Consider the following 12,750-nt stretch of genomic DNA (forward strand, 5'->3'; position numbering starts at 1 on the left):
TTTTAATGCAAAAATCAAAGAGTTCAGGTCGATGTTTAGAGGCGTAAGAGATGTTAAGTTTTTCTTGTTTAGACTTACTAAATTATATGCCTAATTTATGTCACTCCCCAAAAATATTCCTTGATCCGTTTTATTTCAATTCACACACAACATTTAGGAATGATCCTCGTGAGCTCACGAACATTCTTAACTAACAAACCGCCCTAAAACAAAAAAGCATCCCAATTTTCTAAAAGAAAAAAGGAAAGCTTCTCATCGGTTTGAGCTATAAAATAGCTTCTACCACATTGACGGACTACTACATCCGTCAAAACAACACAACTAAAATTTTTCGCCAAAAAAAGCTTCAAATTTCTTTGAAGCTTTAGCAATTTTAGCGGTCTGGACGGGACTCGAACCCGCGACCTTCGCCGTGACAGGGCGACATTCTAACCAACTGAACTACCAGACCGTTGCCTTATTGCGAGTGCAAAGATAGTCTACATTCTCGATTACGCAAACCTTTTTCAAACTTTTTTTTATTTATTTTCATTACATGAATTTTTGACGCTCCAACATATAGCTTGTTAAAACACCATCGAAACCGCTATTCACATCAGCCTCAACATATTTGATTTTATTTTGACCACATTTTACCCGTAATTCGTCAAAATATGTTTTTACCATTTTTTCGTAATTTTCTTTTACAACTTCCGAATATAGATTAATATGCGCTCCTGTTTCCACGTCAATAAACCGTTTTGGTGCATTATCGAAATCAAAATGATACTCTTTTTGCTTATCGAAAACATGAAATAAGACTACTTCGTGCTTATTATGCTTTAAATGTCTTAAGGCTTCGAATAATTTATCGTGATCGGTAGCGGTTTGAAACATATCTGTGAAAACGAATATTAGAGAGCGCCTATGGATCTTTTCGGCAATTTGATGCAGATACTTGTAGGTTTCTGTTGTCTTGTTAGCAGGCTTAGAAAGTACTGTATTGCTTAACTGAGCCAATAACATTTGGTGATGGCGCTCGCTACCCTTTTCACTAGCATAAAAATCGTATGCATCGCTATAAATACTTAAACCTATAGCATCGCGTTGCTTTTTTAAAATATGCATTAGTGCGGCCGACGCTAAAGCAGAAAAGGCTATTTTATTTAACTGCGTAATGCTAAACGTGTTGAGCTCTGGATAGTGCATAGAGCTACTATTATCTAAAATAATATGACAACGCAGATTGGTCTCGTCGTCGTAGCTTTTGGTATACAGCTTATCAGATTTGGCGTAAAGCTTCCAATCAATGTGACGGGTACTCTCGCCTTGATTATAAATTTTGTGTTCGGCAAACTCTGCAGAAAAACCGTGAAACGGACTTTTATGCATCCCCGATACAAATCCTTCAACGACTTGTTTGGCTAGATGCTCTAGGTTTTTAAATCCTCCAGCGTTATGTAATTCGTCTATTAAATTCATCTGTTGCTTTTGCGTTAAGGATGGAGCAATTTGTTTGAGCGCTCCCCATTTTTTCTCGGGAAGCGAGTTGTGAGGGCCTGGTTTTGTTTTACCTTATAGTAAAACAAAAATCGCCCCACTAAATAATACCCTAAACTAGAAAAGGTTTGCCATAACAGCAAACCTTTTCCATATTCTTTATAAATATATACTATAAAAGCGCGTCGATAGCGTCTGTATAAGCGTCTTTAGGCGCTACACCTACTTGTCTACCAACAACCTCTCCGTTTTGAAAAATAAGTACGGTTGGTATGTTACGTACACCATATTTTGCTGCGAATTCTTGGTTCGCGTCAACATCAAGTTTTCCTACAACTGCTTTACCGTCGTAATCTTTACTTACCTCGTCTATAATTGGTCCAACCATTCTACATGGTCCACACCAAGCGGCCCAAAAGTCTACCACTACTGGTTTGTCGCTTTTTAAAACGGTTTCTTCGAAATTTGCATCTGTGATTTCTAATGCCATAATATTGTGTGTTTTAATGTGTTTTACTTCGTGTTAATATGCAATATTAATCAAAAAAAATGCCAAAACTTATAACCTGACAATTTGTTTTTTTTATAGCTTTATTGGTTTGTACTATCGTTGTGGTATTTTAATTTAACTTATAAAATACTTGCTGCTCTTCGAGGGCGTCTAACAATTCTTGAGACACCTTAACTTTTTGTCTTCGGCTAGTCATTTCTAATTTAATCTGTTCTTTATTATCGTACACTACAAAATCTAATAAATGACTTCCGGGATGCATAGCAATTAAACCTTTTAACTTCTGAATTTTAGGGGCTTCTAATTCTCTAATATTTAATTGAATAGACAATTTACGCACATATTTATCCATAACATCGTGCAACAACTGAAAACTATTGAATTGCAATCGTGGATCACTTTTTTTACCCGTATCGCGATTTACCCAACCTTCTCTTACAAAGACTTTAACGTGCACGAAGCTATTAATCATTAAAAAATGACGGTGTTTTAAATACTCTTCTCCAAAAATTCGAAACTCGTAAGAATCGGTATAATCTTCGATAGTAAACAACGCCCAGCCTTTTCCTTGCTTACTCACGCGGTGTTGCACATCGGTTACAACGCCACCAAACGTAATATCCTTGTTAACGTGCGGCGCTAAATCTCTAAAATATGAGATGGTTCCCGAGCAGAAGCTCTTCATTTCGGTTCTAAAATCGTCTAACGGATGCCCAGAAATATAAACCCCAACGACTTCGCGCTCTTGGGCTAGTTTTTCCATTGTACCCCAGGTGTCGCATGGCGGCACTTCTGGTTCTTCAATTTGCACATCGCTGGCCCCACCAAATAAACTGACTTGCGATGAATTTTCGTTTTCTTGATGCTTGGCGCCATAGCGAATTGCTTTTTCTAGAAAGGTTAACTCACTACCTTCCTTATGAAAATATTGCGCCCTGTGGGTGTCTGAGAAACAATCAAACCCCCCAGCTAAAGCCAAATTTTCGAATGCTTTTTTATTGGCTGCCCGCAAATCGATACGCTTCGTTAAATCGAAAATAGACTTATAATCGCCCTCTTTTCTATTATTAACAATCGTCATAACAGCGCCGTGACCCACGCCCTTAACGGCTCCCATTCCAAAACGAACGGCATAATCTTTATTTACTGAAAATTTATAATACGACTCATTGACATCAGGACCCAGCACGTCTAGTTTCATGCGCTTACACTCTTCCATAAAGAAGGTCACCTGCTTAATGTCGTTCATATTATTAGATAATACGGCCGCCATGTATTCGGCAGGATAATGTGCTTTTAAATAAGCGGTTTGATAGGCTATCCACGCATAACATGTTGAGTGCGATTTATTAAAAGCATAACTCGCAAAGGCCTCCCAGTCTTTCCAAATCTTCTCAAGCTTTTTAGCATCGTGCCCTTTAGCACTGGCTTGATCGATAAACTTAGGTTTCATTTTATCTAATACGGCAATTTGCTTTTTACCCATCGCTTTACGCAAGACATCGGCTTCACCTTTGGTGAAATCGGCTAGCTTTTGCGAGAGTAACATCACCTGCTCTTGGTATACCGTAATACCATAGGTTTCCTTTAAGTACTCTTCCATCGCTGGTAAATCGTACTCAATGTCTTCATCCCCATGTTTACGACGAACGAAACTTGGAATATATTCCATTGGCCCTGGACGGTATAAGGCATTCATCGCAATTAAATCGTCAAAAACCGTCGGTTTTAAATCTTTTAAGTGCTTTTGCATTCCTGGCGATTCGTATTGAAAAACCCCCACCGTTTCCCCCCGCTGGAACAGCTCGTAGGTTTTAATATCGTCTAGCGGAAAACTATCCGGATCTAGTAATATATCGTGTTTTGCTTTTACAATTTTAACGGTATCTTTAATCAGGGTTAAGGTTTTTAACCCCAAGAAGTCCATTTTTAATAACCCCGCATCTTCTACGACCGAGTTATCAAATTGGGTAACGTATAAATCCGAATCTTTAGCGAGTGCTACGGGAACGAATTTGGTAATATCGTCGGGTGTAATAATTACCCCACAGGCGTGAATACCAGTATTCCTCACCGATCCTTCAAGCCGTCGCGCTAAGTTAATGGTTTCCGCTTGCAGGTCGTTTCCATCGGCAAGGTTGACTAGCTCGTTTACTTTTTCTAAATCTTCTGCTCTAAACTTTGCGCCCAATTCCTTGTCACTTAAACCGAAAATTTTATTCAGTTTCGACATATTAGGAATCAATTTCGCAATCCTATCAGCATCAAATAGTGGTAAATCTAAAACTCTGGCGGTATCGCGAATAGCCGATTTTGCCGCCATCGTACCGTAAGTTATAATCTGTGCTACCTGGCTACTTCCATATTTGTCGATAACGTAATCCATAACGCGACTTCGGCCTTCGTCATCAAAATCGATATCGATATCGGGCATACTCACACGATCGGGATTAAGAAAACGCTCAAAAAGTAGATTGTACTTCATTGGGTCGATGTTGGTAATCCACAAACAATAGGCCACTACCGATCCGGCTGCCGATCCACGACCCGGCCCTACCGACACATCCATATTTCGGGCTTCACGAATAAAATCTTCTACAATTAAGAAATACCCGGGGTAGCCCGTATTTTCAATAACGCTCAACTCAAAATCCAATCGCTCGATAACCGCTTCCGAGAGTTCTTCGCCATATCTTTTTGTCGCCCCTCCATAGGTTAAATGCCTTAAAAAAGCATTCTCTCCACGTTTGCCTCCATCGGTTTTATCGTCCACGTGCATAAATTGCTCCGGGATAGTAAAGGCTGGCAATAACACGTCCCGTGCTAATTGATAGGGTTCCACTTTATTAACTATCTCTTCTGTCGTACTAATCGCATCGGGGAGGTCTTTAAAGAGATTTTTCATCTCCTGTGCCGACTTAAAGTAATACTCTTGATTCGGCATACCGAAACGGTACCCGCGACCGCGACCAATTGGCGTGGCTTGCTTTTCCCCCTCTTTTACACACAATAAAATATCGTGCGCATTGGCATCGCCCTGCTTGCCATAATAGGTGTTATTAGTGGCTACCAATTTAATATTATGGGTATTAGCGAATTTTATAAGGGTAGGGTTTACGCGATCTTCATCTTCCTGACCGTGGCGCATAAGCTCGACATATAAGTCGTCTCCAAATTGCTCTTTCCACCATAGCAAGGCTTCTTCCGCTTGGTGTTCTCCAACATTTAAAACCTTGCTTGGCACTTCCCCATATAGGTTTCCTGTGAGTACCAGCAAATCTTCTTTATACGCTTCTATTAACTTTTTATCGATTCGTGGTACATAATAAAAACCGTTAACAAAGGCTTGCGACGATAGTTTGGCCAAATTATGATACCCGTTTTTATTTTTGGCGATTAAAACAACTTGGTATCCGTTGTCTTTTCGCGTTTTATCTAAATGGTCTTCACACACAAAAAACTCACACCCTATAATGGGTTTAATCTCTTTTACGTGCGAAGTTTCGCCTTTTGCGTTGGCTTCTTCTATTTGCGCTTTTGCCGAACTGTTATGCTTATTTACCGCATTGATAAAGTGAAAAGCCCCCATCATATTCGCGTGATCGGTTAAGGCTACGGCAGGCATATTTTGCGCTGCGGCTTCCGAAACGATATCGCCGACACTCATTGTGGACTGTAATACTGAAAACTGAGAGTGGTTATGCAGATGTACAAAATCGACTTCCTTTAAATCTTGTATATTCTCCTTTATTTCTTCAGCAGATATGCCAGTCGACTCTTTTTGTCGTAAACGCTCGGCTATTTTTGCGCTTTCACGCTTTAGGTTAATATGCTTTAATCCGATGAGTGGAATCGTCTGCGGATTGTCTTCCGAGAAACGTTCAAAATAATCTGGCAGTACGTCGAGTTGCTCGATAGTAAATTCTTGCCTACGGATTAACTCAAAGAAACACCGCGTGGTTGCTTCCACATCGGCCGTTGCGTTATGGGCCTCAGAAAAAGGTGTGCCGAATAAATACTGGTGCAACTCGGTTAAGGTTGGTAATTTAAATTTACCATAACGTCCACCAGCGATCTCACATAAACGCGCGGTGTGCTCGGTACACGTATCTAACACAGGAATCTCTTGCAAGGCATTGGCAACGTTTTCACGCACAAATTCCGCCCCCATAATATTTAAATCGAAGGTTACGTTTTGCCCCACCACAAACTTAGTTTTACCTAATGCGCTATTAAAAAGGGCTAATACCTCAGACAATTCAATCCCTTGCTCTTGTGCTAACTCGGTAGAAATACCGTGAATTTTCTCGGCATCGTAAGGAATATTAAAGCCGTCTGGTTTAATTAGATAATCCTGACTTTCAATACAGCGCCCCATATCGTCATGCAGCTGCCAAGCGATCTGTATACACCTTGGCCAGTTATCTACATCGGTTATTGGAGCATTCCATCGTTTCGGTAATCCTGTGGTTTCCGTATCGAAAATTAAGTACATAATTATGTTTAAAAGTGTGAGAAAATAGGGAGGTTAAAAATAAGAATAAAGAATAGTATAACGCTATAAAAACGGAATGTTTTATAAACAAAAAAATCCAACCGGAATACGGTTGGATTTTTATGCGATAGGACTGCTTACTCTATATTAAGAAACAGTATTCTCATTTAATTTTTCTGTATTAATAGCCGCTTGTATGGCATTTCTGTGTTTTAAGATCATCGCATCAATGGTTGGTGGTAAATTTTTTGCTGTTACCAACTCATCGTATTCTTCCAGACTTGCTTTCTCACCTTTAATAGCTTCCTCTAAAACCGCGTCCTCATTATTACCCGAGAACGTCGATTTTAAACTCATCCAATTCCTGTGCATCGTTCCTTTAAAACTTCCTGAGTCCTTTGGTTCTTCACCATATTGCAGGATTTCATTTTTAATTTCTTTTGCGAATTCACCACGCTCGGTCGCGCGTCTTTTAAAGAACATTTTAAGGCGGTCACTATCTACATTCTCAGCCGCATTTTCATACCCTTTTTCGGCATCATAATTTTTGACTAAAAGTTCATTCAACTTGTTCGAAATTTCTTCTGTATACTTCATATTCGGTGGGTTTTTAAATTTCAATACTTTCTTTAGTAGGATGCGTACTGTTTAACATCGCCACTACTAATATAGCACGAATCGCACCGTTTATCAAATGATTTAACACTGTTTATGAGGACTTTAATAAGATTTAACAAAAAAAAGCTGCAAACATTACGTTTGCAGCTTTATATCAATTATAAGGTGTTTTTATTTAGAACGCGATATCTATAACGCCAGAGGTTAAACTGACATCACCACCAGCATCCGATTCTACTGGGCCAGAGAACGTACCGTTTATATCGGTTGTACTATTCGCCGTAATTTCAGAAGTAAATATTCCTGCTGCATTATTTGCGGGGTAGTAATCTGAACTAATTAAGTGAATTGTAAAATTAGAAATAATATTAGCACCTGTTTGTCCTTGTTCTACATCAAAAGAAATCCAATCGCTAGAACCGGCATCTTCAGCGCTTACCGATACTGTATTTCCGTTGACATCAACGGTCATGTTCTCATCGAACGTTTTTGGCAAGGTTCCCACAGTTACGGTAATCGCTCCACTAACAGGAGTCGCTACGGCCGTACAATCTAAAGCATCAATTTCTGCTTGAATGTCTCCTGAAAGATCGCCACACGCGTTTTGTTTTGTAATTAAAGCGAGTTTATGGTTATTACAAAGCGCAGTGTAACCATCGGCTGCCGGATCTGAAACCGCTAAATTTTGAGCGGTAACCTGAGCTGCTGCTGTTGCTGTTTGGCAGGTTATGGCCGGCATGTCTGGGTCGCCCACTACACCTCCTACTAAAGGCACCTTATGGAAAAAGCCTTCGTTCATAGTTACCGAAGTCATTCCTGAACTGTTATAAGCATTAAAATAAAAGGCACCAGAAACATACCCCTCTACTACGTTTACTTCTTTAATGGTAATAATACCACTAGCAGGATACACGTGCACGTCTGGGTCTGGTGTGTTCTCTGTAGACCACAGCATACCGTTAATATCTAAAAGTGTTGCTGAAGCACTAGAAGTCTGAACATCGTAATCACCTGGTAGCGCACCGTTTACTGCAAGCGTTACCGTTTCGTAATTATCAGAGCCCGTTATAGTTAACTGGCCATTCTCTACTATATTCGCTTTATAGGTAACAGCTTCAAACAAATTACCATCTTTTTTAGCCTCAAACGATGGTGTTTTAAACTCCAGATCATCTCCACAGCTTAGCAAAGTGACCATTGATAGAACTAAAACAACTAATTTTTTCATAATAATTTAATTTTATTCGTCTCAAAAATAGAATAAAAATCAGTAAACCAATAGTTTTACTATAAAAAGTTAAAATATAAATATTAATAGTATCTTTGCCATCTTATTAATAATAGAGGTCGCGAACCTCATAAATTAATTTTTTATGTCAGTAAAAATAAGATTACAAAGACACGGAAAGAAAGGGAAACCTTATTTCTGGATCGTAGCAGCGGATTCTCGCGCTAAAAGAGATGGTAAATACTTAGAAAAACTAGGTTTTTACAATCCAAATACTAATCCAGCAACGATCGATATCGATCTTGATGGTGCAGTAAAATGGTTACAAAATGGTGCTCAACCAACAGACACAGCAAAAGCAATACTGTCTTACAAAGGGGCTTTATTAAAAAATCACCTAGCAGGTGGTGTACGTAAAGGCGCTTTAACTGAAGAGCAAGCAGAATCTAAATTCAACGCTTGGTTAGAAGATAAAGGAGGTAAAGTGAATGCTAAAAAAGAAGGTTTAGCAACGGCTCAGAGTGATGCTAAAACAAAAGCGTTTGAAGCAGAAAAGGCAGCTAACGAAGCTAGAATTGCAGCAGCAACTCCAGCAGTCGAAGAAGCAGTAGAATCTACTGAAGCAACAAACGAAGAGGAATAAAAATTTAATTTTTATACTTTTAAAAACTCCGATAGTCATCTATCGGAGTTTTTTTTTGCTAAATACTTTTGTTTTTCGCTTTAAAAGAGAGATTTTTGCACTAGTAGTGACTAGGCTAATAACACCACGATAATGAATAAAAAAGATTGCTTTTTCTTAGGGAAAATTGTAAAAAAATACAGTTTTAAAGGCGAGTTACTTGCCAAGTTAGATACAGACCAACCAGAACTTTACGAAAATTTAGATTCGATATTCGTTGATTTAAGGGGTAATTTAGTGCCTTTTTTTATTGAGAGTTCCCAATTACATAAATCGGAATTGCTGCGTATTAAATTTGAAGAAGTCGATACCGAAGCGGATGCCGATAGCTTAATGAAAAGCGATCTGTACCTACCACTAGACTTTTTACCGGAATTGGCAGACGATAAGTTTTACTTCCACGAAATTATAGGGTTCACTGTCGAAGATACTAATTTCGGCCACGTAGGTACCATTACAGGAGTTAACGACAGTACAGGGCAATCGCTTTTTGAAATCGACCGCGAGGGCATAGAAATACTCATCCCGATGAATGATGCCTTTATTGAGAAAGTAGATAAGCCTAACAAAACCATTATCGTTGATACACCAGAAGGCTTAATCGATTTGTTTTTAGAAGAATAAATACCACGACATACGTCACAACACCCTCCTTTGCTTATGAGCAAACCGTTTCAGTTTAAAGAATTTAAAGTCCACCAAGACCAATGTGCTATGAAAATTGGCACCGACGGGGTGCTTTTAGGGGCTTGGGCCACTGTAGAACACCATCCGTATTCGATTTTAGATATTGGTGCGGGCACTGGCGTGGTGGCTTTAATGCTAGCGCAACGCTGTGCTGCCGAAGTTATCGATGCTTTAGAAATAGACGAGAAGGCTTACGAGCAATGTGTCGATAATTTCGAGAGCTCCCCTTGGGGCGATCGCCTATTTTGTTACCACGCGGCACTACAAGAGTTTGCCGAGGAAATAGACGATACTTACGATGTAATTGTCTCCAATCCCCCCTTCTATTCGGAGGATTATAAAACCAATAATGCCCAACGCGATTTGGCGCGATTTAGTGAAGCTATGCCGTTTCATCACCTTACTAAAAGTGTTGGTAAACTCTTGTCCGAAACCGGGAAATTCGTGGTCATTATTCCGTTTAAAAACGAAACCGACTGTATTGCGCTCGCTGCCGCAGAACAGCTTTTTGCCAACCGCATCTTACGCGTAAAAGGTAATAACACTTCAGAAACCGTGCGCAGTCTAATCGCCTTTTCATTCCAAAAAACGCCGATTATTGAGGAAGCACTGACTATTGAAACGGCAAGACACAATTACACAGCAGATTATATAAATCTAACCAAAGATTTTTATCTTAAAATGTAGATTAAAATTGTAAACAGAAAAGCATTTCGTTACTTTTGTTATTCAACTAAAACAAAATTATGAAGCCAGATTTATTTGAAGCTCCCGATTATTATAACTTAGATGAGCTCCTTACAGACGAACATAAATTAATACGCGATACTGCTAGAGAATGGGTGAAACGCGATGTGTCTCCTATTATTGAAGACTATGCACAACGCGCAGAATTCCCTAAGCAGATTATTAAAGGTTTGGCAGATATTGGTGCTTTTGGCCCTTATATCCCAGAAGAATATGGTGGTGCTGGATTAGATCAAATTTCTTACGGTTTAATTATGCAAGAAATTGAGCGTGGCGATTCTGGAGTGCGGAGTACCGCTTCTGTACAATCGTCTTTAGTAATGTACCCCATTTATAAGTACGGAAACGAAGAACAACGTAAAAAATACTTACCAAAATTAGCCAGTGGCGAATGGATGGGTAGTTTCGGTTTAACCGAGCCTGACCACGGAAGTAATCCTGGTGGCATGACAACGAACTTTAAAGATATGGGAGACCACTATCTTTTAAACGGTGCAAAAATGTGGATTTCGAATGCCCCGTTTTGTGACGTTGCCGTGGTTTGGGCTAAAGATGAAAAAGGACGCATACACGGTTTAATCGTCGAGCGTGGCATGGAGGGCTTTACAACGCCTGAAACACATAACAAATGGTCGCTGCGTGCAAGTGCGACTGGCGAACTTATTTTCGCTGACGTAAAAGTCCCTAAAGAAAATCTATTACCAAACAAATCTGGATTAGGCGCACCATTAGGTTGCTTAGATTCAGCACGTTTCGGAATTGCTTGGGGTGTTATTGGTGCAGCAATGGATTGCTACGATACGGCATTGCGTTACAGTAAAGAACGCATGCAATTTGGCAAACCTATTGGACAATTCCAATTACAACAAAAAAAGCTAGCGGAAATGATTACCGAAATCACCAAAGCGCAATTATTAGCGTGGCGATTAGGAGTAATGCGTAATAACGGTACGGCAACCTCAGCGCAAATCTCTATGGCAAAACGTAACAACGTAGATATGGCTATTAATGTCGCACGCGAAGCACGACAAATGCTTGGTGGAATGGGTATTTCTGGTGACTATAGCATTATGAGACACGCTATGAATTTAGAGAGTGTTATCACTTACGAAGGGACGCACGACATTCACTTACTAATTACAGGAATGGATGTTACAGGACTAAACGCTTTTAAATAAGACTTAAAAATCCGCTCCTTCAGTGTAATTACGGTCTGATCGCCGTCTGACAATACAAAAAATGCTTCTCCAAACAGAGAAGCATTTTTTGTGTCCTATTTTATAAAGCACACGCCAACCCGTGCGGATTTTTCGAGAAATGCGCCCCCCCCCATAACGCCCATCAAATACCACTACTAAAACCTACTTCAACGCATAAATCAGCATTACGCCTCCACGATACAACAACACCTCGCCACTACCATTAAAATCACGATAATTATTGGCCTCTATATCTACCCGTTCTAAGCCATTATATCCTTTATAATTAGATTGCGATAAGCCACCACCAACGAAAAACTCAATGCCCCAGCGGGGATTAAATCGTTTTTTATAGCCTAGTGTCAGTCCGTAAAAGGTGACGCGTCCAGATTCGAAAGCTCTTTTCTTTGGAGTACCGTAAGTGCTAGGATCTTGATACTTATCATACACCACTAAAAAACCTGGTTTTTGCATAGTGAACATTCCAAACCCCACGTGTCCACCCACAAAAAGACCTTCTCGATGGGGTTTCAGATAATAGCGAAATTCAGGAAATACTTGAATAATTTGTAGGGGTTCTCCATTAAAGCTGTCCCAAAAAGACGCTAGAACATCCAGCTGAACGCTAGAGTGTTCGCTAATAGCAAATTCAACCCCAAAATTAGGGATTAATAAGGCCCCAGTAGCCATATTAAATTTTACCTCTGTTTGTGCACTCAAACTAATAGCATAAAAAAGGCTTAACGCCGTAATAAAAATAAAATGATATCTCTTAATCATATTTTCTAAATTGTATATAAAATAACCTGCCTTGCCATTAGCGAAGATAACCACTCACGAGCGCATCACGCAAGGTAATCTGCGAATCGCCCTCTATTTTCACCCCTAAACCCCCTAAAGGGGACCTTCGTTTACGGTTTTAAATCAATGTCCGCCCTTTAGCATTGGGGTAAATAAATTGAGATAAGCACTATTTAAACCACAATCAAAACAATTCTAAAAAGTAAAGAAAACCATCTAATTATATTCAAATGCTGACCCCGGCCTATCGAGGATCTATCGTAAAATTTGAAATGAAGGCACCGTAAAATTTTAGGCTGTTTG

At 39.6% G+C, this 12,750-nt stretch carries 10 protein-coding genes, 1 tRNA gene and 1 pseudogene; 5 read left to right on the plus strand and 7 right to left on the minus strand.

Going from position 1 to position 12,750, the window contains the following annotated elements; all coding sequences use genetic code 11:
• Positions 1-94, plus strand: a pseudogene (locus ES677_RS15755) (transposase); the annotation flags it as partial.
• A gap of 283 nt (positions 95-377) precedes the next feature.
• On the opposite strand, the gene ES677_RS14365 reads toward ES677_RS15755, so the two are convergent.
• The 6 genes from ES677_RS14365 to ES677_RS14390 form a co-directional block, all read right to left on the minus strand.
• A tRNA-Asp gene (locus ES677_RS14365) sits at positions 378-451 on the minus strand.
• Between the two features lie 80 nt (positions 452-531).
• Positions 532-1,461: a DUF58 domain-containing protein gene (locus tag ES677_RS14370; protein ID WP_148381610.1), complete on the minus strand. Its 930-nt coding sequence runs from the start codon at positions 1,459-1,461 to the stop codon at positions 532-534.
• Between the two features lie 190 nt (positions 1,462-1,651).
• Positions 1,652-1,969, minus strand: a complete 318-nt coding sequence (gene trxA / locus ES677_RS14375; protein ID WP_148370996.1) for a thioredoxin — start codon at positions 1,967-1,969, stop codon at positions 1,652-1,654.
• Between the two features lie 130 nt (positions 1,970-2,099).
• Entirely contained in the window at positions 2,100-6,485 is a 4,386-nt protein-coding gene (gene dnaE, locus ES677_RS14380; protein WP_148381611.1) for a DNA polymerase III subunit alpha, read from the minus strand.
• Positions 6,486-6,632: 147 nt separating this feature from the next.
• Complete coding sequence (locus ES677_RS14385) at positions 6,633-7,082, minus strand: ferritin-like domain-containing protein (protein ID WP_148381612.1); 450 nt, start codon at positions 7,080-7,082, stop codon at positions 6,633-6,635.
• Between the two features lie 196 nt (positions 7,083-7,278).
• The gene (locus tag ES677_RS14390; RefSeq protein ID WP_148381613.1) at positions 7,279-8,331 is read right to left on the minus strand and encodes a DUF6252 family protein; all 1,053 of its coding nucleotides are present in this window, start codon (positions 8,329-8,331) and stop codon (positions 7,279-7,281) included.
• Positions 8,332-8,476: 145 nt separating this feature from the next.
• On the opposite strand from ES677_RS14390, the gene ES677_RS14395 reads away from it, so the two are divergent.
• The 4 genes from ES677_RS14395 (at position 8,477) to ES677_RS14410 (ending at position 11,625) form a co-directional block, all read left to right on the plus strand.
• The gene (locus tag ES677_RS14395) at positions 8,477-8,974 is read left to right on the plus strand and encodes a 30S ribosomal protein S16 (RefSeq protein ID WP_148370992.1); all 498 of its coding nucleotides are present in this window, start codon (positions 8,477-8,479) and stop codon (positions 8,972-8,974) included.
• A 132-nt stretch (positions 8,975-9,106) separates the two neighbouring features.
• Positions 9,107-9,637: a ribosome maturation factor RimM gene (rimM, locus tag ES677_RS14400; protein WP_148370991.1), complete on the plus strand. Its 531-nt coding sequence runs from the start codon at positions 9,107-9,109 to the stop codon at positions 9,635-9,637.
• Between the two features lie 36 nt (positions 9,638-9,673).
• Positions 9,674-10,387 carry a tRNA1(Val) (adenine(37)-N6)-methyltransferase gene (locus ES677_RS14405; protein WP_148370990.1) on the plus strand — a complete coding sequence of 238 codons (714 nt, stop codon included), beginning with the start codon at positions 9,674-9,676 and terminating at the stop codon, positions 10,385-10,387.
• Positions 10,388-10,446: 59 nt separating this feature from the next.
• The gene (locus ES677_RS14410; protein ID WP_148381614.1) at positions 10,447-11,625 is read left to right on the plus strand and encodes an acyl-CoA dehydrogenase family protein; all 1,179 of its coding nucleotides are present in this window, start codon (positions 10,447-10,449) and stop codon (positions 11,623-11,625) included.
• 183 nt (positions 11,626-11,808) lie between these two features.
• On the opposite strand, the gene ES677_RS14415 is transcribed toward ES677_RS14410, so the two are convergent.
• Positions 11,809-12,426 (minus strand): DUF3575 domain-containing protein, encoded by a 618-nt coding sequence (locus ES677_RS14415; RefSeq protein WP_148370988.1) that lies wholly within the window; start codon positions 12,424-12,426, stop codon positions 11,809-11,811.
• Positions 12,427-12,750 lie beyond the last annotated feature (324 nt).

The sequence above is a fragment of the Bizionia gelidisalsuginis genome (assembly GCF_008086185.1).
Classification (GTDB): domain Bacteria; phylum Bacteroidota; class Bacteroidia; order Flavobacteriales; family Flavobacteriaceae; genus Bizionia; species Bizionia saleffrena.

What these genes read in the sequence shown, in the direction of transcription:
- ES677_RS14370 (WP_148381610.1), bottom strand. Translation starts at nt 1,461, where the DNA reads ATGAATTTAATAGACGAATTACATAACGCTGGAGGATTTAAAAACCTA.
- trxA (WP_148370996.1), bottom strand. Translation starts at nt 1,969, where the DNA reads ATGGCATTAGAAATCACAGATGCAAATTTCGAAGAAACCGTTTTAAAA.
- dnaE (WP_148381611.1), bottom strand. Translation starts at nt 6,485, where the DNA reads ATGTACTTAATTTTCGATACGGAAACCACAGGATTACCGAAACGATGG.
- ES677_RS14385 (WP_148381612.1), bottom strand. Translation starts at nt 7,082, where the DNA reads ATGAAGTATACAGAAGAAATTTCGAACAAGTTGAATGAACTTTTAGTC.
- ES677_RS14390 (WP_148381613.1), bottom strand. Translation starts at nt 8,331, where the DNA reads ATGAAAAAATTAGTTGTTTTAGTTCTATCAATGGTCACTTTGCTAAGC.
- ES677_RS14395 (WP_148370992.1), top strand. Translation starts at nt 8,477, where the DNA reads ATGTCAGTAAAAATAAGATTACAAAGACACGGAAAGAAAGGGAAACCT.
- rimM (WP_148370991.1), top strand. Translation starts at nt 9,107, where the DNA reads ATGAATAAAAAAGATTGCTTTTTCTTAGGGAAAATTGTAAAAAAATAC.
- ES677_RS14405 (WP_148370990.1), top strand. Translation starts at nt 9,674, where the DNA reads ATGAGCAAACCGTTTCAGTTTAAAGAATTTAAAGTCCACCAAGACCAA.
- ES677_RS14410 (WP_148381614.1), top strand. Translation starts at nt 10,447, where the DNA reads ATGAAGCCAGATTTATTTGAAGCTCCCGATTATTATAACTTAGATGAG.
- ES677_RS14415 (WP_148370988.1), bottom strand. Translation starts at nt 12,426, where the DNA reads ATGATTAAGAGATATCATTTTATTTTTATTACGGCGTTAAGCCTTTTT.